Genomic DNA, 25113 nt, shown 5'->3' with positions numbered 1-25113 from the left:
TCAGCTCCGGTACAGGGTAAGCTGGCGCAGGTAGTCGAGCCGGGTGCCGAAGAGTCGGCAGGTCCCGGGCGCCCAGCGCCTCATCTGCGCAACGGCGAGCGACACGTTGGAGAGGCCGTTGCCCAGGAAATGATCGCAGCGGGCGGCGAGGAGCGCGTCGATGAGCACCTCCTCGCCCAGCGCGCGGCGGCTCGCCTGTTTCTGGTAGTGCACCCCCTGCACGTTGGCGGTGCGGGTCGAGACGGTGTAGACCAGCCGCTCCCCGAAGCGTTCGCGGTAGCGGGCCAGGATACGCTCGTCGTCGGTGCTCAGGAAGATGCGTGCCTGCGGCGTTGCGGCAAGCAGCCGCTCCAGTTCCGGGAGGTAGAGGGCGTTCAGCCTGGCAAGGCCGGGATCCTCGCCCACCTTGTCTCCTCCCCTCACGTGCAGCCCGATGACCGGGGCGCCAGCCAGGTGCTCGCGGTAGAAGGCCTCCACCCGCTTCAGGATGTAGGGCTGCACCTTCAGGTAGCGCTCGAGCAGGTAGAGGTAGAGCTCCTCGGTGGAGCGTCCGTGCAGCGGGTGACTGGCGGGAATCCAGGGGGCGAGGTCGTTGACCGCGTAGTGGAAGTCGCTCACCACGACCTCTTCGTTTCGTTCCAGGGTCCAGAGCGCGGAGCCGCGGGACCAGGGGCCGTCGAACTTGGCCAGGTTCTCGTGGCGCAGGTTGTCGCGTTGCCACTTGGGTGGATAGAAGCTGTGCCGGCGCGAGATGACGTCACCGATGGTGAGCGGAGAGACCGGCTCGAAGAAGTGGTTGAATGCGTTGTCGAGCGGGTCGTCGCTGAAGAGCGAGTTGGCCCCCCAGTGCACCACCGGCGTGCGCCCGGTGATCTCGGCCACCAGGAATTGCCCGAGCGCGTGGTTCACATCGCTCCAGAAGCCGTAGCCCCAGGCCTTGATCAGCAGCAGTCGTTCTCCCCGCTCGCGGGGCGGCGGGAACTGTTCCGCCTGCTGGGCCTTCACCAGCAGGATGCGGGTGGCGCGCGAGGCATCCCCCTGCTCCAGGGCGCGCGCGAGCGCGGTCACCGCTGCGCCCGGCTGCCCGATGGCCAGGGCCACCGCGCCGATGGTGCGACTGACGCGGGCGGAGTCATAGCCGTGGTCGCCGAGGTAGCGGCAGATGAGATCGGCGGGGGTGACGAAGCCGGCGCTGCAGAGCAGCTCGGCGCACTCGGCCAGGGTGTCGCTGGCGATCCGTTCCGGAACCCCTGCCGCTTCATGCCCTTCTTCGAGCGCCAGGGCGCGCGCCTGGTCGGCGGCGGTCTGGGCGTTCAGGGTTTCCTGGATATCGGTGAGGGTAGACTTGTCGCCGGAGCGCAGCGGCTCCAGGAAACGCTGCAAGGCGGCATCGAGCCTCCCCCCGCGCAGCAGCTCGCGCCCCTCCTGTTTCGGATCAGCGGCGGGGGGAGCATTGCGGCGGCACCATCTCCCCCAGGCGGCGATCAGTTCCTGCTCCAGTCCCCTGGTGAAACCGGCGCCGTCGGTGAGCGTGGCGGCGGCCATGGTGGCGCGCAGCGTCTCCCTGAGCCCCTGGAGCCGGTTCCGGTCCAGGGCGAGGGCGCGGGCGATCTGCACGAAACTGCGGCCGTCGTCGGCGACCATGCCGTCTAGCCCGACGCTGTGTAGAAGTGAGGCGCCGACGCGGGAGCGGTGCGAGGCACCGGCCAGCGTTACCACCGGGACCCCCATCCAGAGCGCCTCGCAGGTGGTGGTGGTGCCGTGGTAGGGGAAGGTGTCCAGGGCGATGTCGACGCCGGCGTAGAGCGCCAGGTGATCGCGGTAGGACGGGGTGTTGCCGATCAGTTCCAGCCGCTCGGTTTCGATACCGGCCGCGGCGAAGGCGTCCAGGAAGCGCTGCCGCCCCTGCGGACAGGCGAGCGAATACCCCTTGAGCAAGAGCCGCGAGCCAGGCACCGCGCGCAGCACGTCGGCCCACATGGCCAGGGTCTCGCGGGTGATCTTGGCGGGATTGTTAAACGAGCCGAAGGTCACCGATCCCGAGGCCAGGCAGGGGAGCGGGGCTACGGGCGGCGCTTCCTCGGGGGGCGCGAAGCAGGAGAAGGTCCCCGGGAGCCGGATCAGCTCCTCGCTGTGGAAACGCTCGGTCTCACCGGGGGGGTCGCAGATGGCGTCGCTGATGCGGTAGTCGATGCTGTCCAGTCCGGTGCTGAAGGGGTAGCCGATCCAGGTCACCTGCAGCGGCGCCGGCTTGCGCGCGAAGAGCGTGAGGCGGTTCCCCGCGGAGTGGCCGGAAAGGTCGACGAGGATGTCAACCCCGTCCTCGCGTACCAGCTCTTCGGCCTGGTCGTCGCGCAGGCCGGCGATATTGACGAAGCGGTCGCACAACTGCGCCAGCGCCTCGCTCTTGCCGTCGGGGACCTCTACGTTGGAGTAGCAGTAGACCCGGAAGCGGCTCCGGTCGTGGTGGGCGAGGACCGGGGTTATGAAGCGGGCCACCGCATGCTCGCGGAAGTCCGCCGAGACGTAGCCTATGGTAAGTACCCGGTCCGGGTCGGGGACGTTGCCGTGCGGCTTGACGGCGCGGCGCTGGGCGGCGCCGAAGGCGGCATGCTCGGCGAAGATGCTCTCCTCGGTGGTCTGGGTGCCGTAGAGGAGCGCAAACAGCAGCGAACTCTGCGCCTCGAGGTAGTCGTGCTTGAGCCGGAGTGCCTCGCGGTAGTGGGCCACCGCCTCATCGTGCCTCCCTTGCGACTTGAGCGCGTTGGCCAGGTTGTGGTGTGCCTCGGGGTAGTCGGGGCGAAGCCGCAGCGCCTGGCTCAGGGATCCGATGGCGGCGGCGCCGTTGCCGAAGCGCTCGTAGAGGATGGCCAGGTTGCTGTGCGGTTCCGGGTAGTCGGGGTCGAGGCGGATCGCCTCCTGGAAGCTTGCCTGTGCCTCCTCGCCGCGCCCGAGCGCGCTCAGGGCGAGCCCCAGGTTGTTGCGGTAGCCGGCGTGTTCCGGCGCCAGGCGGCACGCCTCGGCCAGCTCGCCGGACGCCTCCTCCATGCGCCCCACCCGCGCCAGCGCGAGGCCGAAGTTGCCGTGCGCCTCGCTCCACTGCGGCACGAGCTGGGCCGCCCGCTCGAAGTGGGGGAGTCCCTCGCCTGGCCCGCAGAGTCGGTCCAATGTGCAGCCCAGGTTGAAGCTCGCTTGGGCAAAATAGGGATCGAGCTGCAGCACGCGCCGGTAGCGCTCGGCGGCGCCGGAAAGATCGCCAGAGGCGAAGAGGGCGTTGGCCGCCGCGAAAAGGTCCTTCAGGCTCTGCGACTCGGTCATGGCCGCACCCCCGCCTGGAGCCGCGCTGCCAGGTCGGCAAGGGGGGCGCCCAGGTGCTCCAGACCACCGCGCCGCAACCCGCCTGCGTATTCGTTCAGGAAATCGCCACAGTCATAGCCCTGTGCCGCCAGGCGCGCCACCTCGGCCTCGCCGCCGGCACGATCCCCCTGCAGCAGAAGGCAGACCGCCAGGAGCGAGCGCGCCGCGGGGTAGCCGGGCCAGTGGTGCAGCATGTCCTGACAGCAAGCCAGCGCCGCCGCGACCTGACCCAGGTACAACTCGCACTTGGCCAGGTTGAAGGCGGCCTCCTTGAGGTCCGGGGCGAGTTCCACCCCCCGGAGGGCGTGGGCCTGCGCCTGGCGGTAGTCGCCGCGGGTGAGGTAGAGGTAGCCCAGGTTGAAATAGGCTTCGGGGTGGTCGGGCTTATCCCGCAACAGCTGCTGCCAGAGCCGTTCAGCCTCGTCGAGGAGCCCGAGTTCGGTGGCCTGCCGGGCCAGCTCCGCCAGCGCCTCGTGGCTCGCGCCGGTCTCCTCCAGCTTTTGCACCCCCAGGCGGTAGTAGAACTCCTGCTTGGCCCGGACGGCAGCCGGGTCCAGCTTGCCGTAGTGGTGCACCGGCACGTCGCAGGCATGGATCGGGATCTCCTGACGCAGCAGGGACAGCTCCAGGAGCTCGTGCACCGCTCCCTCGAAGCGCAGCGTGGGCAGGTTCGGGAACAGGCGCACCTTGTCGCTGCCGGTCCAGCCGCGGCCGCGCTCCTGTTCCGGGTACTCGCCGCTGTTGGCGACCCAGCCGCGCCGGGCGATGTCGTCGATGTAGTTCCTGGTTGTGAAGGAGTAGGCTACCCTGCCCCCTTGCCGCGCCAGGTCGGCGAGCGGCCCGAGGTCGTTCGGCGCGAGCACCTCGTCGGCGTCCAGCACCAGGATCCAATCCCCCGCGGCCTGGGCCAGGGAGAAGTTCCTCGCTTCGGCGAAACTCCCGGTCCAGGGGAAGTCGAGGACGCGCGCACCGAAGATGCGGGCGATGTCGCGGGTGCGGTCCGTAGAGCCGGTGTCCACCACGACCAGCTCGCCGGCCAGGGCGCGCACCGAGTCCAGCGCGGCGGCGAGATTACGCGCCTCGTTCTTGACGATCATGCAGACCGAGACGCTGCCGGTGCCTCTTTCGGGAGGGGACGGGGTGCCGGCGAGGCCCCTGATCTGCAGAGCGGCGTCGATGCCGGCGCCGTCCAGCCCGAAACGGGCGGCGGCGCGCTCGATCTCGCGGATCGCTTCGCCGTAGCGGGCGCTCCTGACCAGGAGCTCGATCAAGCCGTAGCAAAGTCCCTTGTCCTCCGGGTAAAGGGCGATCGCCTCGCGCAGGTGCTCCTCCTCGCGCGGCAGCCGGTCCAGCGCGGTGGCGTAGTCGTGGTAACGCCCCAGCGCGGCTAGCTCCAGCGGATCGAGGATGAAAGCGCGCTCGGCCAACTGCAGTCCCTGTTCCCTTTCCCCCCGCTCCCAGACGATGGCGGCAAGGGCGGCGCAGGCCCGGGCGCAGCCGGGGTCGGCAACCAGGGTGCGGCGCAGCAGCTCCTCGGCCCGGTCCCGCTCGCCCCCCTGCAGTGCCAGCGCCCCTTGCAGGGTCAGGAACTCGGGGGACTGGTCGTCGAGTGCGGCGGCCCGCTCCAGCTCAGCGCGCGCGAGGTCGGGCTCCCCGACGGCCTCGTGGCAGCGTGTCCGCACGAGATGCGTCGCGAGCGCAGCGCCCGGCGGGACGTGTTTCAGCACCTCGAGCGCCTCGCGGCTTTCCCCCGCCTCGGCCAATGTCCGGGCCAGGGCGAGGTAGGGGGCGGGGTCGCCGTTGGCGAGATGCACCCCCTGCTCGATCATAAGTTCCACCGCCAGCTTCAGTTTCCCGGCGCGGGCGAGCCGGTTCCCCTCGACCTCGGCCCGGTGTCGCAAAAGGCGCGCGGCAAGTTCCGGCTCCAGGGCAGACGGTCCCCACTTTTGTTCCAGGAGCGGGTGCTCGCGGTGGCGCAGGAACTCTTCGTCGGGGGTGCCGTAGCGATGCACGAAGACGTCCCCGGCGACGACGCAACGATATCCCTTGAGCGCCGCACGCAACGAGAAGTCTTCGGCCCAGGCGTCCGAAGCGAAGCTGCCATCCGGCCCTCCGACTTCGTCCAAAAGCTCGCGCGAGAAGAGCAGGCAAAAACCGGAGAGGCACGGCGCATCGATGCGGCGGCCGTAGTGAGCGCCGGCGAAGGTTTCGGCGCAGCTTTCCAGCTCGGAGAGGTTTCGGTAGCTGCAGGCGACCTGGCCCTGGGAGCCGTGCGCCCGGTTGGTCATGGGACCGCACAGCCCGGCTCTCTCCTGGCGGGCCAGGGCGTCCAGCATGCGCGACAGCCAGCCGCGGGTCAGTACCACGTCGCCTTCCAACAGCACCAGCTCCCGCCCGACCGCCTCACGCAGGCCGGCGCCGAAGGCGGCGGCAGAAGAGCGCCCGCCGCAGTCGACCAGGATGAGGCCGCTGCGCCCGGCGCAGAAGTGCTGCAGTTCCGCGAGGGGCGCCTCGTCGCTGCCACGGAACACCACGATCACTTCGTGCGGCTCCGGGGTGTGGCGCTCGATGCTCTCCAGGCACTCGCGGGCGCATCCGGCATTGTCACCGGCCGCCACCACGATGGAGGTGAGCGGGTGCACCTTGGGGCGCAACTCCCGCTCCAGGAAGGCGATGTTCTCCCGGGCCAGCGCGCTGTCCGGGTTGATCTCCAGGGCGCGCCGGTAGTGGGGCAGGGCCGCCTGGTAGCGCTCCATGAGGATCAGGATCATCCCGGCGCAGAGGTGGCCCTCCAGGTCATCAGGGTCCGCCACCAGGAACGCGGTCTGGTGCTGCAGCGCCTGGTAGAGTTCGGTCTTCAGGAAGGAGAGGAGGTTGTCTCGGTAGGTGTCGCAGCCGGGGGCGACGATGGCGGCCTTTTCAAAATACTTCCTGGCGTGGCCGATCTCCCCCTTCTTGTAGAAGATGCGGGCGATTTCCAGGTGGAAGCGGGGCGCGCGCGGGTGCAGCTTGCTGAAACGTTCCACTTCCGCGACCACACCGGGGTGCCCTGCCTCCACGCGCGCGGCCAGGAGCTTGAATTCCTGCCATGCGTCGGGCTCCAGTTCCACCGGGGGCGGGGCGAACCGGGCGTAGCGGTCACGGTATTCCCGCTGCACCTCCATGTACTCGAGGGTGGGGAGGTCCCCTTTCCGGGATACGGTCTCCTCGGAAAGCAAGTACAGTCCCAGGAACTCCGGGACGTGGACGAAGTCGTACGTGAGCGCCGCGCGCAGCCAGAACTCGTAGTCCGCGGCGCTCTTGAAGCGCTCGTCGAAGTAGCCGATTTGGTCGTGCAGCGATTTTCTCCAGAGCGGGAAGGGGCCGACGCAGCAAAGCTCCAGGAGGTCGGTGCGGTCGAATTCGGGCCAGTCGCGAAAGCCCAGGCGCTGGTGCCGCTCGAAGGTGCCGTTTTCGTCATTGGTAATGCGCATGTCCGGATAGGCAACCATGCACTCCGGGCGCTCCCAGAGAGCGCGCACCAGCACCGCGTAGGCATCGTTCCTGAGCCGGTCATCCGTGTTGGCGTTGGTGACGAATTCTCCGGCCGCCATGCGGATGCCGCGGTTCCAGGCCTGGTACACGGTCTCGCGCTTCTCGGTCCTGAGATACCGGATGTTGTCGTAGCGCTTTTGGAACTCCTCCACGATGGCGCGTTCGTTTCCCGGCGAGGCGGCGTCGATGACGATGATCTCCAGTTCGGGCGCGATGGTCTGCGCCTCCAGGTCCTCGAGCTTACCGGCCAGGAAGCGGTCCGCGTTGTAGGTGGAGACGATGGCGGAAACCAGGTATTTGTTGGGCATGGATGCGGTCACAGGATCACCCGGTCGCCCTGGATCAGGATGGGGAGCGGCGCCGGTGGGTTGAAAGGTGTCTTTTCGGCGGCGAAGAGCTCGCGCTCGCGGGCCAGCACCCGGTCCGCCTCGGTGGTGTAGCCAGCCTTGTCCTTGGATTTCTGCAGCGGGTGGTCGCGGAACCCGGCGAGCAACTGGTCGACCGAGAACAGGCGCGCGCTCCTGAAGAATCGGGCCCACAGCTCCAGGTCGGCTGCCAGCGGCAGGGTCTTGTCGATGTAGGCCCCGCTTCTCTCCCAAAGCGCGCGGCGCCAGAACACCCCCTCCTGCTGGATGAACTCCTCATCCGCCAGGTACTTGGCGCGCGAGTTGAGCGGCAGGTAGGTGAGGACGTGCTTTTGCCTCCCCTGCTCGTCGAAGCTGTTGGGGCGCCCCATGAGCCACTCGACCTCGGCGCACTGCGCGAAGATGCGGCCGACGGCGTCGAAGGCGCCGGGGTGGAACATGTCGTCGGCGTTCAACCAGGTCATGATCTCGCCGCTGGCGCGGTTCAGCCCCTCCTCGATAGCGGCGTACTGCCCGGCATCCTTGTGGCTGCGCCAGTAGGCAATGTGCATGTCGTAGCGTTGCAGGAGTTCAACCGTGCCGTCGGTGGACCCCCCGTCGAGGACGATCAGTTCCAGGTTGGGGTAACGCTGGGACAGGATCGATTCGAGGCACACCTCAAGGTAGCGGGCGTAGTTGTAGGAGGGAACCACCACTGAGATGCGTGGGGCTCCGCTCACGGATGTCTCTGGTGCAGTCGCTACTTTGCCATGCTGTGGCATCTGGTTCCCTCGTGCGGTTGAGGCGTGCACTGTCGTGTGACGGCCGGTGCGGTTGCGTCCTCCCGGGTGCGGTTGCCGCCCCCCCGCGCCGGGAACGTGCTGCAGATCACCCCCCTGATGATGTCCGCCATCTTCTTCCAGGAGAACTTGGCCACCTGTCGGCTCCCCAGGTGGACCAGGTGCTGCCGGACTTCGGGAGTGGTGACTTGCATCATGGCGGCGGACAGTTCACCGGGGTCGGTCGGCGATACGTACAGCGCAGCGGCGCCGGCTACCTCGGGTATGGACGAGTTTTGGCAGGTGATGACCGGGCAGCGGCAGGCCATGGCCTCGAGGATAGGGAGGCCGAAACCTTCATAGGTCGAGGGATAGAGCAGTGCCGCGGCACCGCTGTAGGCGCAGATGAGTTCCCGGTCGCTGAGCTTTGCCAGCCGCACGTCCAGATTCCGCGCCAGCGCTTTCACTTCCGGCTCCAGCACCCCCACTCCGCCGACGTACAGCAGGGTGAAGGCGCCCGGGTCCGGGAGCTTTTTGAGCGCGTGCAGGGGGAGCAACCCGTTCTTGTATGCCTGGCGCATGCCGACGAAGAGGAAGTAGGGCTTGTCCAGTCCGTGGCGCCTGCGGAAGGCCTGTACCTCCTCCTCCGGGGCCGGCGCGAAGGTGTCGTGGTCGATGCCGTTGTGCGCCACCACCACGTGATCTTCGAGGTTGGGGTAGAGCTTCACGAGGTCCCTCGCGGTACTGCGGGAAACGGCCACGAAGGCGGAGGCGCGGTTGATGGCATGGTGCTTCTCCTGCCACTGGGCGTCGGACAGGTCGTAGCAGTCGGTGAATTCTGGAATCATGTCGTGGGCCAGAAACAGCGATGGCGTGGTGAGCGGCGTCGAGTAGTAGGTGGAAACGAAGACGTCGGCCCCCTCGTCGTCGCACACCGTCTGCAGCATGGTCCGGTCCCAATCCCCCGCCTCGTAGCACGGGACGCTGCGGTAGCGGATGCCCGGCACCCTCGGCGCGGTCCCCGCCCGGTCCAGCACCACCAGTGACCGGCCGAAGTCGGTCCCGGCCCATTGGATGAGGAGCGAGGTCCAGACCCGGGCGATCCCCGTCATGTTCATCTGGTAAAAGACGCCGTCCACCACGGTGACCGGCAGCTGCGGGGCGGGCGTCACCGGGAGCTCGATGGGCACGATTCCCTTTTCTTCGACCGGAACCACCGTGGTCTGGTCGCAGACCCAGGGGAAGTAGTCCCTGAGCAGGAGGGGGAAGCGCTTTTGCTCCTGGAGGCGCTGCCAGCAGGCGAGCGCGCCCCGGTAGCCGTAGTAGGTTTCCTTGAACCGGAGCTGCTCCGGCAGGACGTAGGCGAAATGCTGGAACACGATCCCTTCCCGCTCAGTCTCGCCGTGCAGGAAGGGATCGATGCAGGCGAGATCAACGGAGCCGCCGTCGGGGAGGGGGCGGTGCAGGCGTGGCGGCTCGTGGGCGATCCATTGGCACCCCTTGGTGTAGCGCCAGGTCCTGAGCCATTCCATGGCGGGGTTTTGGCTGTAGCAGTTGCGGCTGCCTACCACGAGGCGCGGACCAACGAAGAAGTGGCACCAGTACAAGGCTGCGGTCTTTTCGGGGTTGGCCAGGAAGCGTTCCCGTGCCTTGCTGAGCTGTGCCGCGGTCCAGAATTCATCCACGTCCACCTGCCACAACAGGCAGTGCTCCGGGAGGTTTGCCACCGGGGCCTGTACCATCTCCAGTTTCCCGTGCCAGAATTTTCCCTCCGGCTTGCGGTAGACGGTAACCTGCTCCGGGAAGAGCCGCTTGAGCTTGTCCAGGTACTCGGTGGTACCGTCGATGCTGCGCCCGCCGCTGTGGAAGGCATCGGAGATCTTCCCCCCCAGCTGTACCGACCAGGCGGTGTCGTGCACGAGGTCGGCGACCCCTTCCACGATGTGCCAGTGCCATTTGAAGGGGAGCGTCCTGAACACGTCGGCGTGGTAGCGGATGAACGGCATGCCGTTCAACACGATGGTGAAGAAGTGGACCGGGAGCTCGTCTTCCTTTTTCCTGAAGACGGCATAGCCGTTTCTGAGCTGCCAGTTTTCGCGGTAGAGCTCGTAGGTCGGGTCCTTTTTGAGCCGGTGGTAGTTCACGTAATTCTTATAGGCGTTGACGTCGTCCAGGATCAGCCAGCGGGCGCCGTACACCCGCTCCAGTTCCGCCTCGCCGGTGAACTCGGAGCCGTCGATGAGCACCATGTCGAAGTGCTCGATGCCGTTTTCCTGCTGGATCAGCCTGATCCCGTCCTGGTCGAAGCCGGCGCCGGCCACGTAGTCGATGTCCTGCTGGAGCCAACCGAGAATCTGTGCTAGTGGGTACTGGTTGAGGTTGGTACGGGTCGAGTGGTAAAAGCCCTCGACATCGTCCGGCGTGGCGAAGGCACGCAGGGGGACCGAGGATGTGTTGTAGCATTTGACGAAGCCGCGGTCGGCATAGCGCCGGCTCAGCTCCTTGAACCGGGCGCGGGATACCTCCATGCAGAAAAGGCGCGCATCGCCGGGGTTGGCGGCAAGGCCCGCGACGAAGGCCTCCGTGCTCCCCCCGCCAGCGGAGGAGCCGATCTCCAGCACGGTCCGGATGTCGGCGGCCTGTGCCAGTTCGGTGATCAGGTGGTAGAGTTCGTCGTTTTTCACCTCGGGGGCGATGATCCGGTCCAGTTCCGAGTCCTGCACGGCCACCGCTTCCCCTTGGGCCAGCGCCCGGACCAGCTTTTGGAACCTTGCCCCCTGGTCCTCCAGGCGGAACATCTGTCGCGCGAAGTCGACACACCTCTGCCGGATGGCAGGGTCGGCGTCGAGGGACTGAAACGCGGCGACGATGTGCGCCGCCAGCACGTCGGGTTGGTTCGGGGTGTAGACCAGGCCGGTGATGCGGTTTTGCACCGTCTCGGGCATCCCCCCGGCCTCGTTCACGATGGGGACGCAGCCGCATGCCTGGGCCTCGACGGTCACCAGCCCGAAGCTTTCCAACTGGGACGGGAGGCACAGCACGCTGTGGCTCGAGTAGATCTCCGGCATCTCGTTGTTGGCGACCGCGCCGTGGAAGTAGGTGCCTTCCGGTGCTGAGGCCATCAGCTCGCGCTCGTAGCCTGCATCCTCGCGCCACATGGCGGCGTTGCCGTAGACGTGCAGTTCCGCGTCCGGGAACTGGGCGCGCACCGAGGTGAAGGCCTGCAGCAGTATGTGCACTCCCTTGTGCGGCACAACGGCCCCGCTGAACATGACCGAGTGCGGCTTTCTCGGCACCGGGCGCGGCGAGAAGAAGTCCGTGTCGATGGCGTTGGCGAGGACGGCTAACCGGGATGAGGGAACCCCCTGCTCTTCGAAGCGCCGTTTCTGTCCCTGGGTGAGGCCGATGACCAGGTCGAAATCCTCGAGCCGGGTGCGCTCCGCGGGGTTGAGATCCCAGCAGTGCTGGTGCAGTATCCAGCGCTGTGCCGCGGGCTTGACGATGTTGCCGAAGCTGCCCAGGTGCGTGGCGAAAACGACGACATCGAAGCTGTGCAGAAAGGCCGCCCGTTCCGCGGGGGGAGGCAGCGGGACTAGCACGCCCCCACCCGTCTCTTCCCTGGAGGTGACGTGGTCGCCGGTGAGTGTCACGCTGCAGGCGGGATCTTTTGCGGCGAGCTGCCGGGCAAGTTGTACGGTGACGTTGCTGCTACCGGCAAAAGGCCGCGCCGAGTTGTGCAGCCCTGCGTAGTAAAAGAGGATGCGCAGCGAAGCTTCAGTGCCGCTGGTGCCGTGGTTGGCTGCCGGCGCGTGGGGAGCGGGTGCCGGCAGGGCCTGGATGTACTTCGCCAGGCTTGACGCTGCGGCAGCTTCTCCTGCCTGTGCGACCCTTGCCTGGAACGCCTCGGCCCGCGCCTTGAAGTCCTGGGGAGCGAAGCGGTACCCCTGCGGGTAGGGATGCCCGAAGTCCCTTATTGCCGCGACCAGTTCCGGGTCGGCTCCGGACTGTGCAGCGCTGGCGGCGACGGCGACGATCTGCGGGCGCAACGAGGCCGCGATCTCTGCCGGGGCGTGGCAGTCGAGCCACTCGTGCAGCCGCTCCAGGAGGGCCGTCGACGGGCCGCAGCGGTGCATCACCGCGCCGGGGGAGAGGGATACGTTGAGCGTCTCCTGCACCGCCTGTACCGCATCTCCGACGGAGGAGAGATCCAGGAGCGGGAAAAGCTGCCGGAAGTCGTGGTGGTTGATAAACTGCGCCAGGGCACGCGCCGAGTCGTAGAACCCCGCCTCGGGGAAGGCGTTGGTGGACTGCCCCTTGTGCCACCTGGTGACGCAGGTGCGGCTGTCGATGAAGAGCGAGGGGAAGCGGGCGCTGATGCGCAGCCACATGTCGAAGTCCTGGCCGTTGCGCAGCGAGGCATCGAAGCTGCCGACCCGGTCGAAGACGTCGCGCCGCACCGCGACGCTGTTGCCGTGCACGTAGGGGCCAAGGAAGAAGCGCGCCACCTGGAACTGGGGCTGTGGCACTGGGTTCCAGAGCTCGGGGGCGCTTTTTTCCCCGGTGTTGTCGTCCAGGTAGTAGAAATGGGTGAAGAAGAAGGCGGTCTCCGGATACGCCTCGATGGCGGCACGGTGCACGGCGAGCTTGTCCGGCTCGAAGAGATCGTCCGAGGAGAGCCAGCAGATCCATCTGCCACGGGCTTGCGCGAGGGCCGTGTTCAGGGCGGCGCCCACACCGCCGTTGTCCTGGGTGAAGCACCGGAAGCGGGGTTCGCCCGCCGCGCAGCGCTCCATGACGGCCGCGGTGTCGTCGGTGGAGCCATCGTTGACGATGACCGCCTCCCAGTCATCAAACGTTTGTGCCAGGAGGCTCTCAAGGGCCGCCGGCAGGAATGCGGCCTGGTTGTAAGTCGGGATCAGTACGGAGAAAAACGGCACCCGGGCCGCCTTCTGGTCGGGGTTCATGGATGCTCCTTGTTGCGTGTTCAGTTCCCGCACCATGGCGAGATAGCGGACCATCGCCCGCTCTTCCTGCAGGTTCCCCCGCTTTCTGACCTGCTCCAGTTCGTTTTCCAGCGCGCCGAGGGCATCGTGGGGGCGGTACCCCTTCGCTACCGGGCCGAGTGCCCGTTGCAGCAGTGCCCGGTAGCTCCCTTGCGCGCCGTGCCAGAGGGCGCGGACTTCTTCGTGCGCTTCCGTGGGTGCCGCTTCCATGAGCCACTGTCCCAGCCGGTCCGCGAGGGCGGGGCGGTAGCCGCAGCGCCCCAGGAAGGAATCGGCGCTGGCGAGGACGGCGCTGACCGCGGCCACCGCGGCGAGCGCCTGTTCGACCTGGGACAGGTCGTAGCAGGGGAAGATGTCGGCGAACTCGTGGCTGTTGAGAAATTCAAGCGCGGCCCTGGCAGAGTCGTAGATGCCCGCCTCGGTAAAGAGGTTCGTCCCCTGCCCGGGATGGATGCGGGTGACGCACGTCGCGCGATCCAGGAAACGGGAACGAAAGCGCGCCGATGCACGCAGCCAGAAGTCAAAGTCCTGACCGTAGCGGTACGCCTCGTTGAAGCCTCCCACTGTCTCGAAGACGGATCTGTGCACGGCGACGCTGATGCCGTTGTAGTAGTTGATCTGGAAGAACCGGACCACCTGCTCCGCCACCGGCGGGATGAAGCGTGCCGTATCGATCGAGGACGGAACGGTGGCGCCGCTTTCGTCGTACAGTACCAGGTAGTTGGTTTGCAACAGGCGTGCCCCGGGGTCGCGGCCCATTTCCTCGAGGTGGAGGGCGAGCTTGTCCGGCAGGAACAGGTCATCGGAGGAGAGCCAGCAGATCCATTCGCCGCGGGCTTCGGCAACAGCCCGGTTCAGCGCCGAGGCGACCCCGCCGTTTTCCTTGTGGAAGGGGCGAACGCGCGGGTCCCTGGCCGCGTAGTCGGCCATGACCTGGGCCGTGTCGTCGCTGGACCCGTCGTTCACAACCACCGCTTCCCAGTTCGGGTAGCTCTGGGCGATCAGGCTGTCCAGGGCCTGTACCAGGAAAGACGCTTGGTTATAGCAGGGGACCATGACGGAAAAAAGCGGTGCGGGGGATGCGCCGGCAAAGGCGTGGGCTTCCCCTGTCAGCGTGGTGCCGGTGATGGTGCTGAAGGCCTCGGCCAGCATCCGGTGCTGGCTGGCCAAAGAGAAATGCCCGGCGGTGGCGCGACCGTTTTTCGCCAGCCGCTCGCACAGTTCCCCGTCGTCAAGAAGCCGCTCCAGCGCGGTTGCCAGCGCCGCCGGCGAGCCGGGGGGGACCATGAGGCAGTCGCGGCCGTCCTCGACCACACCGTCGAGGCCGTGGTTGTCAGCCTGGATCACCGGGGTGCCGCAGGCCATCGCCTCGATGCTCGGCAGGCCGAACCCCTCGTAGCGGGAGGCGTTCACGTAGACGTCGGCGGTACGGTAGCGGTCGCGCATCTCCCCGGGGGTAAGCCCGTGCACGATCTCGCAGGTAAAGGCCGTATCCAGTGGGGGGCAGAGCTCAGGTTGTGCACCGCAGACGTTCACCAGGGTGAACCTCCGGTCCGATCGACGCCGGGCGACCATGGCGAGCGCCTCGCGCACCGTAGCCACCCCTTTCAGCTCGTCACCGGGGTTGCCGTTCACCATGACCGTCCAGGCTGCTCCCACCTGGCGGCGTGCGCCGGGGCTAAAGAGTTCGAGGTCGATGCCGTTGTTGATGAGCAGGGGCTGCTGGCCGTACTTGTCCTGGAAGTACCGCTGCAGACTGGGCGACACGACGATGCGTCCCACCGGGAGGGTGTTCAGGAGGTCGAACACCGGCAACGGGCGCATGAGATCGGTAGTCTCGGTGCAGAAGTGGAATTCCTCGGCGCCCTGGCACAGGTGGTAGATGCGCTTGCCGCGGGTGTCGTTGTGGCACAGGAAGTAGGGGATGTACCAGACCGAAAAGGCGATGACGACCGGTTCGCTCACCGCGGCGTAGCGCTCCTTGAAGTCCGGGATGCTGCGGATGCGGGCATTGATAGTGGTCCAGGAGGGGAGGGGGCCTTCGGTGTAGAGGGTCACCTCGACCCCCATGTCTGCCAGCCAGTTTATGTAGCGGCAGAACACGATGGTCCCGCCACCCATGTAGGTGGGATCGTTGATCAGGAAGGCCACCCGTGGCCGCTCCCCCGTCCGTCGTCCCGCGGCATAGATCTCGGATTCGGTGTCGAAATCATAGCCGTAGCTCAGGAAATCCTTGATCTGCTCCGGGGTGACCGTCACCTGTTCGCCGCTGGCACGATGCGCGAGGGTAAGGGGTGCGAGGCTTGCGGTGTAGGGGAGCGAGAGGGCGCCCTTGTGCTGTACCCCGTTTTTTTCGCAGGCGAGCAGCAGTAGGAACTTCCCCGGTTCCCCGGCCATGACCATGCACTCCGTGATCGGGGTGGTCGATCCGGTTTTCCGCTGCGGCCTGTCACTGGCGTTCATGTTCCCTCGCGATCAGGCCCTGTCGGGCCTTTTGTCTTTGTTGTCACTATTTTGACCTTCGCCCTGGGTGCGGTGGGCTCAGCCGCACTGCGCCAAGCGGCATGTCCTATCCAGGCAGCCCGCCTGTCATGGGGCCGGTGCGGCAAATGCCTGCGCTGGTGCCTTGCCGGAGGCGGCGACTGAAAGCGCGAGGTCAAGCATCCTGGCATTGTTGACGGCAGAGTTGGCCTGTGCAGCAACAAGCGCTGCCGCCTTTTGCACTGCCTTCTCGACTTTTTCGTCGGCACCGTAAAGCAGTTCTACGATCCTTTGCGCCAGTACGCGGTGGTCGGTTGGCGGGGTGAAGAACCCCGTCTCGCCCTCAGAAACCCAGTCCCTTATGGGAGGGATGTCGCCCATCAGGACGGGGGTATGCGACGCCATGGCCTCCAGCATGCAGTTCGGCAGCGAATCTTTCGAGGAGATCGAAACCATGAGGTCGGCGGCGTTGTAGTAAAGCGGCATCTTTTCCCACTCTACCTGCCCGTCGTGGCGCAGCTGTTCGGCAATTCCGAGTTCCCTTCCGCGGGCCAGGTACTCCTCCCACAGCTCCATCCCCACGCCCGAGACAAAGAGGAACAGGACCTCGGGATGGGCGCGGCAGACGAGGCCTGCTGCCTCGATAATGACATCGGCGTTCAGGTATGCGCCGAGGCCACGCGGGCAAAGGACCACCTTTCTGTTGTTTATTGCCAGGGCTACTCGTGCTTCTTCCTGGTCTCGCCGGCAAAAGCGCGCGAGGTCGGCACCGGGGTAGCGGATCAGGTGGATTCTTTCCGGGGCGACCCCGTAGTCGAGGCAGGCCTGGAAGGCTTTTTCGGAATTCACGGTGACGGCCGCTGCGTTCAAAGCGCCCTGCGTTACGATCTCCTTCTTGAACCTCTGTTCGATGCCGTCGTACTGTGCCCACCACGTGACGTCGCCGTTCCAGAAGGTGACGAGGTACGGGATGTTTCGCCCCAGGGTGAGGGCTAGGTAGCAGGGGTACAGCAGCGTCTGCAGTAGCATGACCTGCGGAGCGAATTCACGCACCAGGTCGCGCAGGATGATGTAATCATGCAGTCCCGTGCAGATCTCCTTGGTGAACGGTTCAAGGTTGGTAACTCCGAGCCTTTGGGCGTAGTCGGACAGGAACCTTACTTCCTCGCCATCGGGATCGACGTTGAAGGTGTTCTCGCTGTTGCCGTCTAGCATCACGTTTCGGGCCCCGGCGAAGTTGTAGTCGTGGTTCGAGGCCACTACCACGTCGAAGCGCGGGTCGGCAGTGAATACCTGGATGCGACGGCGCGCGTGGATGGAATACCCCCAGGCTACGATCAGTATCCTGGTCTTTTCCTGGGCCCGGTCCGGTGGCAAAAACGGCGCCTCTGCGGGGGGGCGGCGTAAAGGCTTAACTGCCCTGGCCTCGATGCCGTTGCCGCCCTCGGAAGTCACGACCTCTCCCATGCCGCAACTCTCCAGCTGCTGTTTTATCGACGCTGCATCCCTCAGGTGTTTGAAGGTGTCTGTGAGGGTGTCGTGGGTATCGAGAAGGGCCCACGTCTTCAGTTCCTTGCCAAGCTCCGGGTAGGCCTCGTGGTAGTCAACGATGGGGGAAAGTTCGAGGAAGGACGGGCGCAGCCGGTCGAAGGGAGGCGTGCCACGGTTCTGCCAGAAGAATTCATGTGTCGGCCAGTAAAGATCAACCAGGTCCGTGCAGAAGTCGAGGGCCGCCTGGGGGGGGACCTGGAGCAGCAGTTTGCGCAACATTTCCCGTGAGCGGGACACGGGGTAGCCGTAAGTGTAGTGATCGATCACCAGGATCCCTCCCGGTTTGACCTGCCGGCAAAGGGCCGCCATGGTTTCCTCGGGGTCGGGCGTGTGCTGAATCACCCCGATGCAGATCACGATGTCGAACTGTTCCGGGGCGAGCGGGAGCTGGCGCAGGTCGGCCTGGCATACGAAGTAGTTGGTTCCCCGCTGCAGGTTGCGGCAGTTGTCGAAATTTGCCTCCACGGCGCTGGAGATGTCGCAGGCGAAGACGTTTGCGCCCTCCTTCAGCATGATCTCGGTGAAGCGTCCGGCGCCGCACCCTGCCTCCAGCACGTTCTTCCCCTTTAAAAGCGAAAGGTCTCCCCCAAAAAGCCGCTGCAGGCGATCCCTCGAGATGGTCGTACCGTTGCAGGAGTCGAGCTGGGTGCTCCGGAAGGTTTTCCATTGCAGTCCGAACGAAGAGGCGTACTGTTCCGACCCTACGAAGCGAGGGACCCCTTCCACCACCGGAAAGAGGCAGCCGGCGTCGCAGCCGAGCTTCGCCATTGAAGGATCCGGTGCATCGCGGACGGTAAGTGGCAGAGAATGCTCGTTACAGACCATGCTGATGCTTGCCAGTCCTTCCTTTTCGCCGGCGGCATTGATCCCGTGCTCCGCTTTTATGGCGCTCATTTCTACAGCAGCTTGTCGTGTCGTACCCGCCTCCTTCCACGTGTGGTGCTCATGATTTTCGTTGTTTTTGCTGCGGCACTGCCCAATTCATTCCCGGCTCGATGCACCGCCGTGGCATGGCTACTGGTCCAGGAGCTCCCGACACCAAAGCTCGGTCATCATCGGGATCCAGAGCTGTGGCCACCCTCCCCTGCCGGCCAAGAACTCATCCCGAACCCGTGACACTCCCTGCACACTGAACAGCCCCCTTCCAGCCACTGCAGTTGGGGACAGCGTGTCCTCCATCACTTCGCGTAGCGGTCCCTTGAGCCAGGTGGCAAAAGGCATTCCGAAACCTCGTTTAGGCTGGACATCCATGTCCGGAGGCAGGATGCTGCGCCCTATCTCGATGAGGGCACGCTTTACACCCGTCTGCCGATAGGTTGCCGCGTACGGGTCAAGCTGGTCGGTGTCCGGGTTGAGCTTGGCCGCGAGGGGGAGTGAAAGTGCCGTATCGAGCAGCGGAATGTCCAAAAAGGGAACCCGGACTTCGAGAGAGTGCGCCATGGAAGCGGCGTCTATGTCACGCAGCAGTTGATTTTGGGTATATCCCCTGAGGCACAGCACCGATACCCGTTCAATAGGATCGGCTTCGGGGAGCTCGTCGGGGAGGCGAACCGTATCGTGCATGAAGCGGTCGGCGTCGAAGTTGCGTTGCGTCTCGTCGGAAAGGAGCGACAGTGCAGGTTGCAGATCGAAGATGAGGTACTCCGAGGCGTACCTGAGGGCCAAGTCGCGGTCCCCGGCACGTGCCGCCCGCAAGACGTTAAGGAACCACGGGTACCCAGCGAAGAGTTCGTCGCCACCGGTACCGGAAATGGCTACCTTGACGTGCCGGCTAACGGCCAGCGAAACGAGGTACGAGTTGACGCCATCAACGGTCGGTTGGTCAAGGGATGCCGCAATGTGTGAGATCCGGTCGCGGACATCGCTTCCACCGATTTCCACCCGCGTATGGTCGCTGCCTACGAATTGTGCCGTACGCCGTGCATCGTCGGTTTCATCCATGGCGCTCCCTTCGGGGCCGAAACCGACCGAAAAGGTCTTGACGCGGTGGTCGGAGAGGCGAGCCATCATGGCTACCATGAGCGAGGAGTCCACCCCACCACTCAAGAAGGCACCCACTGGCACGTCGCTTACCATCTGGAGCCGTACCGATTCCTCCAACCGTTGCCGCACGGCGGCCACCTGCTCCTGGAAACTGGCGCCCCTGAGCCCGGGTACGCGATCGATCCCGAAAGACCAGTAGCGTTTGGTATTGCAGCAGCCATTCTGCATAACGAGGTAGTGCGCGGGGGGGAGCATGGTCACGCCGGTGATGGCGGAAAGCGGCTGCGGTATCGATCCCTTCACCAGAAGAAAGGGGAGTGCATCGGGGTTGAAGTTCTTGGGGACCAATCCGCTGGCGAGGATCGCCTTCATCTCAGAGGCGAACACGAGGCGGGAGTTGGCCAAATGATAGAGAAGCGGCTTGATGCCGAACTGGTCACGTGCGAGCAGTAGCCGTTCCCTGCCGGTGCCGGGGCGCTTGTCGTAGATGCCGAGAGCAAACATCCCGCGCATCCGTGAGAGGAAGGCATCGCCGTACTCTAGGTACATCGCCAGGACGACTTCGGTGTCAGACTGGGATCTGAAACTATGGCCACGCCCTTCGAGGATCGTCCGCTCTTCTTTGAAGTTGTAGAGTTCGCCATTGTAGATGATGAGCACGTTGCCATCATGGCTCAGCATCGGCTGGTGCCCCCCGGGAGAGAGGTCAAGGATGGCGAGGCGGGTCATGCCGAAGGCTGCCCCTGTCTCGACGTGAATACCGAAATCATCCGGCCCCCGGTGTCTGAGGGCCTTTACCATCGAGACGACAGCGCCGTGCCGACTTTCACCGATAATGCCGCATATGCCGCACATTCCTGCTCTCCCTCTATACCGGCTCTCACTGCATGCCGGTGCCTTCTTGCGCATTGTTGTGCCTGGATGCGGGGACATCCCGCGATGGGACACTGTCAGGGGACCACGTCATACGGCTAATCAAGGAGCCGCCGCAGTTGGTAGTTCAGGTGGTTCATCCCTGCAGGCCGATTCGGCTTCCTTCCAGGGCTTTGATGCTGATGTGGCATAGTGCCAGGGTCAGAATCGCATACAGTCTTAGCAATGTGCGTGCCGGCCTGTGCTTGTCGTGTTATGTGCCTGAAATGGCGAAGATAAATTTTGCGCGCGACTGCATGTCAAAAATATGAAAGGCTGGCTGGGGAAAACGGCGGACGGGATAGAGGCTCCGGTTTCAGCATTTCGCTGCCACCTGCAGGGTACCTAATGGCCGGGGTGGGGGCGTCGTCATAGTCCGCGACGGTAGGGGGATGTTTTTGGCTTCAATGTTTCTGCCACAATACTCTGCCTGGACCGGGTCATGGCTGTCCGGGGGCTCTAGAGAAGAGTAACGGGGGGCGTGGGGGGGCGGCCCGGCAGGCCAAGCATGTCGAGTGGCCGGAGGCGTTTCCACCTCGCGCGGCGAATGCTGACGCGAGAGTTAGAACGGTTCGTCGGCCGCGCCGGCGTATTCGTCCGCCGTCGGGTCCATGACCTTGCCGCGGGCATCGGTGCCGGTGAACTTGAAGACCATGTGCGCCGGATCGATGGTGGCGTCGCCGGTGGAGTTCTGGCTCAGCATGAAGGTCACGGTGGCGCTTTGTTTTTCCGGGTCGTAAATCACGCTGGTCGGGTTCTGCGGGATGTAGGCCTCGGTGGGGAGCACCGGCAGGAGGTTGTTGTAGTAACCTGCCGCGCCGCCGCTGGCCTTGGTGATGGTCCAGTTACTGGTGTCCTGCACCGAGTTGGCATCCATTGAGGAGTCGAAGTAGAAGGTGAGGCTGAACTCCTTGGCCTGGATGTTGGTCCCGGTGGTGTCGACGCCGAGGAGACTACCGAGGTCGGTACCGGCCTGGAGTGCAGGGGTGAATGTGTCGGTATCACCGCCGCCGGCGGCCACGAACTTGGGTTGGGCGATGGTCTGCTGCAGGAGGGCGCCCTGCGTCGCGTCAAGCTGGGTCACGGTGGTAAGCTCCGCCTGTGCGTTGGTGCTGTCCCCCAGGGCGGCGTAGGCGACCCCGAGTTCGAAGTGGGCAGCTGTCATCTTGGGACGCAGCTTCACCGCCTGGGTCAGCTGCTTGACCGCCTCGGCGTATTTGCCTTCCTTGTTGTAGGTCGCTCCCAGGCTGTAGTAGGGGTTGGGGTCGTTGGGGGCCATCCTGGAGACCTTCTTGAATTGCGTCTCCGCCTCGGCATAGCGCCCGGTCTGGACATAGAGCTGCCCGAGGGTGTACGGCGCCACCGTGTCGGTCGGGTTCAACCGTGCCGCATCCTTGAACTCCTTCTCGGCGAGGTTGTAGTTCTTCTGCTGCAGGTAGATGTTGCCGAGGTTCGTGTGTACCGAATCCTGGGTCGGATCGAGGGAAAGGGAACTCTTGTAGGTCTTGATCGCCTCGTCGTACTTCTTCTGCGCCAGGTAGGCGTTGGCCAGGTAGTTGTAGGACTGGGCGTTGGTGGGGTCCAGTGAGATGGCTCGCTTGAACTCGTTGGTGGCACGGGCGTAGTCCTTCTTCTGGAAAAAACCGGCGCCGCTGGCCATGGCGCTGGTCGCTGCCTGGGCCTTCATGCTGGTCTGGGAGGTCAACGTGTCGAACATGTCGCCCAGGTAGTCCCAGGCCGTCTTCTGGGTTGCCATAACATCCTCCGCGCTAGATGCTCATTAGCCGCCTGTCGTATCGGCATCCCGCGCTGTTAACTTTAATCAAAACTGCATTCACTAACGAAAACGCCCGGTTGCACCTTTAGGCCGCCGGGCGTTTTGGGCTCTTCTTGGCGCGCCTTCTTGCTAGGAGTTGGCGGCCTGCTTCAGGGTGTCCAGGCACTCGCGGGCGTCGCGGTTCCAGGGTTCCAGGTGGATCACCTTGCCGTAGAAGGTCTGGGCTTCCTCCGGCCGGTCCAGGATGGTGCAGATCTTGCCGAGGTTCATCAGCGTCTCGATGTCGCGGGGCTCTTTCCTGAGCTGCTCCAGGTAGATCTTGATGGCCCCGTCCACGTCGTATCCCTCGACGAAATAGAAGTCGGCAAGATTCTTCTGGAAGGTGCTGTTGCCCGGGGCCAGCGTCGCCGCCTTTTCGTAGTTGCGACGGGCGGTGTCCTTGTCACCGTTTTGGTAGGCGAGTACGGCAAGGTCATTATAGGCCGGCGCGAAATCGGGATAGAGTGCCACGATTCTCTGCAGTTCCCGATCGGCCCCAGCGAGGTCGCCCCGGTTCACCAGTTCCTGCGAGTTCAGGTAGTGGTCTTCAGCCGTGAGGTCGTCCTCCTCCTCGGCTGCTGGTGCCGGTGCTGCAGCTGTCGCCGGTGCCACAGGTACTGCCGCGTTTTGCCTTAGTTCGGAAAGCCGCTCGCGCACCGTCATGTTGGCCGGTTCAATCTCCAGCGCCCTTTGCAGGAACGACTCTGCTGCGTTGGGCTGTCCGACCCCCTCGCAGATGATGCCGAGGTTCAGCAGGGTCTCCACGTCACGCGGCGACCTCTCGAGCAGTTTCAGGTAGATGTTGATCGCCTCGTCCGTCTGTCCGGTCTCGACGTAGAGGAGGTCGGCGAGGTTCTTCAGGTAGACGTCCTCGTCGGACTCCAGGGCCACCGCCTCGCGGTAATGGACCAGGGCCTGGTCGGGATCGCCGAGCTGGTAGCTGACCGCGGCGAGGTCGTTGTGGGCGACGGCGTGCCGCGGATACTTGGCAAGGTGCTGCCGCAACATGGTGGCAGCCTGTTCGATGTCGTCGGCGGGAAACTGCGACCTCAGGGCGGCGTAAGCATCTTCGGCGCTCGGCACCGTGACCGGCCCAGGCGTCGGCATCGGGGCGGGCTCCGCCTGTAGCGGGGCTGTGACGGCCTGCGCCGCGGCGGGAGCACTCGGCACCTCCACCGGTTGCGGCGCCTGTTGCGGTGCCGATTGCGGGACGGCGGCAATCAGCTTGAGGCCGGTGAATTCGTTGATGTGCTGGATGCGGAAGCGCTCCAGCACATTGAGCAGGAACTCGCGCAGCCCGTGGTTCGGGTAGCCTTCGGGGAGGTAACCGACGCTGTCGTGCACCTCCCTGCGCCAGAGCAGGTGAGGGGCCACTTCGGAGAGCTGGGAGAGCTGCTGAGGGGTGTAGTCAGGCCAGATCACCTTGCCGTAGCTGGTGTGGTTGGCGAAGCTTTCGTGGGCGATCGCGGTGAAGCAGGTATCGCCGTAAGCGACCATGGCCGCTGCGTTTTGCTCCAGGACCAGCGCCAACTGCTCGTAGGCGTCGCGCCTGAGGCGATCGGTTACGTCAAGGATGGTGAGGTATCTCCCCGACGCCATCTTGAGAGCCATGTTGACCCCACGGCACACCGCCCCGGAAGGGAGCTTCAGCGCGGTGAGGTTCGCGTAACGTTGCTGCAGGTCCGCCACCACTGCCCATTCGCACTGCGCCGAGCCCGCGTCGACGACGATTACTTCCATCCTGCTGGAGACCGTCTGCTCCATCAGCTCGCCAAGGCATTCCCTGAGGTGGGCTTCCCGATCCCGGGTCACGACTATGGCGGAAACAAGCGGTCCATTCTCCATAACGGCAATCGCGCCGCTGGGGCGGGTGACTAACTGGCTCATGAATTTCTCCATTTGGGTTTGATGGCCTGCTGGTCCCCGTGTCTGGCAGGTGATGAGTGGACACGGGGTAAACAGAAATAAGGGAAGCAACTGCCATGCCAGCGTTGGCACTATCCCTGGGCCGGAAGCTTTTGGCAGGGCACGGTCCCACTCCGCCCGCTTCCCTTGCCCCGGTACGTCCGGGGATACTGCTGATCTTGCACGGTTTTTGACCGTGCGCGCATCGACGGTATAGCGGCGTGGCGTCAGCGATTCCCTGCGTGGTCAATTTTTTGAAAAGTGCGCCCCGCGACGTGAGTCAGAAACCCGACAGCTCCTTTTTCCAGGATCATCTCCAGTATCGGCAGGTGCACCTCGATGACGTAGCCATGCGGGTAGCCCTTGTAGTGGCAGGCGCTGGTGAGTTGGAAGTAGCGGTGGTGCAACTGGTGGCATGGGAGGATGTTGCACGCGTGATGTCCGTGGAAGGAGACAGCTCGATGACCATGGAGCGCTCCGGGGTTATGCCGGCGCCTTGGCCCGAAGAGGGGCGCGCCGTCATCCTCCGGCAACGATGAGGAAGACTCCCAGGAGCATGATGATAGTGGAGACGATGCCGCCGCGTTCCTTGAACAGGTAGTGGCCGTAGAGCACGCCGAAAAGGAGGCTCAGGCGCTTAACCGCTATCATGTAGGCGACGTTAGTGAGGTTGACGGCAAAGACGTGGGTGAGTGCCTGGAGGGCGTAGCAGATGGCAGGGAGGATGACGGCCTTGGCGGTTCCGTTGCGCAGCGCCGGGCCCAGTTCACCGCGGGACTTGTACAAGGCGAGCGGCGTGAGGACGAGCACCAAGAGGGGGAGGTAGACCCCGGCGAAGAAAAGGGGCGAGGAGGCCGCGATGGCGCGCTTGCCCAGGGTGGAAGTGACGCTGTAGATGGTGGCGACGGCGAGCATACAGAGCGCTCCTTTCTCCCTGGCCAGTGCTTTCAGCGGCGCGAGCACCCCGGTTTCGCCCCTGCCCGTGTTGAGCAGGTAGCCGCCCAGGGCGATCAGCAGGATTCCGATGCCTCCGGTGGGCGAGATCCTTTCGCCCAGGAGGAGGTACGGCACTACCAGCAGCAAAAGCGGCGTGAGCGAGAGCAGGGGCAGGGTGAGCGAGAGCGGCGAGAGCTTGAGGGCCTTGGTGTAGAGGATAATGGCCACCGCCTCCAGCGGTAGTCCCGCGAAGATGCAGAAGTAGAAGTCGTCGCCGATTTTGGGGATCGGAATGAAGGGGAGTGCGACCAGGAACAGCGGCAGGGTGGGGACGATGCGCAACCAGGTGACCAGGTACTCGTTCCTGCCGGTCAGCGCGCGCTTGGTGGTCGCGTCGCTGGTGGCGAGGAAGAAGGCGGAGAGAACGGTGAGCGGGAACCATAGTGGCATCATGGCGTTAATGATAACCGAAAAGCGGCGGGACGCAGCACCGCTTTGATAACCCCAGGCAG

At 65.0% G+C, this 25113-nt stretch carries 10 protein-coding genes; 1 reads left to right on the top strand and 9 read right to left on the bottom strand.

Features of this window, described 5'->3' with window-relative positions; genetic code table 11:
* From K7R21_RS12735 to K7R21_RS12700, 8 genes are all read right to left on the bottom strand, one after another.
* Complete coding sequence (locus K7R21_RS12735; protein ID WP_224983688.1) at positions 1-3318, bottom strand: nodulation protein NodZ; 3318 nt, start codon at positions 3316-3318, stop codon at positions 1-3.
* On the bottom strand, positions 3315-7211 hold the full coding sequence (locus tag K7R21_RS12730; RefSeq protein WP_224983687.1) for a glycosyltransferase: 3897 nt from the start codon (positions 7209-7211) through the stop codon (positions 3315-3317). The genes K7R21_RS12735 and K7R21_RS12730 overlap by 4 nt, the downstream gene beginning before the upstream one ends.
* Entirely contained in the window at positions 7208-7975 is a 768-nt protein-coding gene (locus tag K7R21_RS12725; protein ID WP_224983686.1) for a glycosyltransferase family 2 protein, read from the bottom strand. The genes K7R21_RS12730 and K7R21_RS12725 overlap by 4 nt, the downstream gene beginning before the upstream one ends.
* Positions 7976-7995: 20 nt before the next feature.
* On the bottom strand, positions 7996-15480 hold the full coding sequence (locus K7R21_RS12720) for a glycosyltransferase (protein ID WP_224983685.1): 7485 nt from the start codon (positions 15478-15480) through the stop codon (positions 7996-7998).
* A gap of 126 nt (positions 15481-15606) precedes the next feature.
* Positions 15607-17943, bottom strand: a complete 2337-nt coding sequence (locus tag K7R21_RS12715; protein ID WP_224983684.1) for a methyltransferase domain-containing protein — start codon at positions 17941-17943, stop codon at positions 15607-15609.
* Positions 17944-18063: 120 nt separating this feature from the next.
* A complete protein-coding gene (asnB, locus tag K7R21_RS12710; RefSeq protein ID WP_224983683.1) occupies positions 18064-19887 on the bottom strand; it encodes an asparagine synthase (glutamine-hydrolyzing) in 1824 nt (607 codons plus the stop codon).
* Between the two features lie 619 nt (positions 19888-20506).
* Entirely contained in the window at positions 20507-21700 is a 1194-nt protein-coding gene (locus K7R21_RS12705; protein ID WP_224983682.1) for a tetratricopeptide repeat protein, read from the bottom strand.
* A 150-nt stretch (positions 21701-21850) separates the two neighbouring features.
* Positions 21851-23647, bottom strand: a complete 1797-nt coding sequence (locus tag K7R21_RS12700) for a tetratricopeptide repeat protein (protein WP_224983681.1) — start codon at positions 23645-23647, stop codon at positions 21851-21853.
* A 293-nt stretch (positions 23648-23940) separates the two neighbouring features.
* Between K7R21_RS12700 and K7R21_RS12695 the strand changes: the two genes are divergently transcribed.
* Positions 23941-24204, top strand: coding sequence for a hypothetical protein (locus K7R21_RS12695; protein ID WP_224983680.1), 264 nt, complete (start codon positions 23941-23943; stop codon positions 24202-24204).
* Here the strand turns inward: K7R21_RS12695 and K7R21_RS12690 are convergent.
* Positions 24185-25054, bottom strand: coding sequence for an EamA family transporter (locus K7R21_RS12690; protein ID WP_224983679.1), 870 nt, complete (start codon positions 25052-25054; stop codon positions 24185-24187). The genes K7R21_RS12695 and K7R21_RS12690 overlap by 20 nt on opposite strands.
* Between the last annotated feature and the right edge of the window lie 59 nt (positions 25055-25113).

Origin of the sequence: Geomonas agri (assembly GCF_020179605.1) — a bacterium.
Taxonomy (GTDB): Bacteria; Desulfobacterota; Desulfuromonadia; order Geobacterales; family Geobacteraceae; genus Geomonas; species Geomonas agri.
This window is presented reverse-complemented; position numbering and strand designations above follow the sequence as displayed.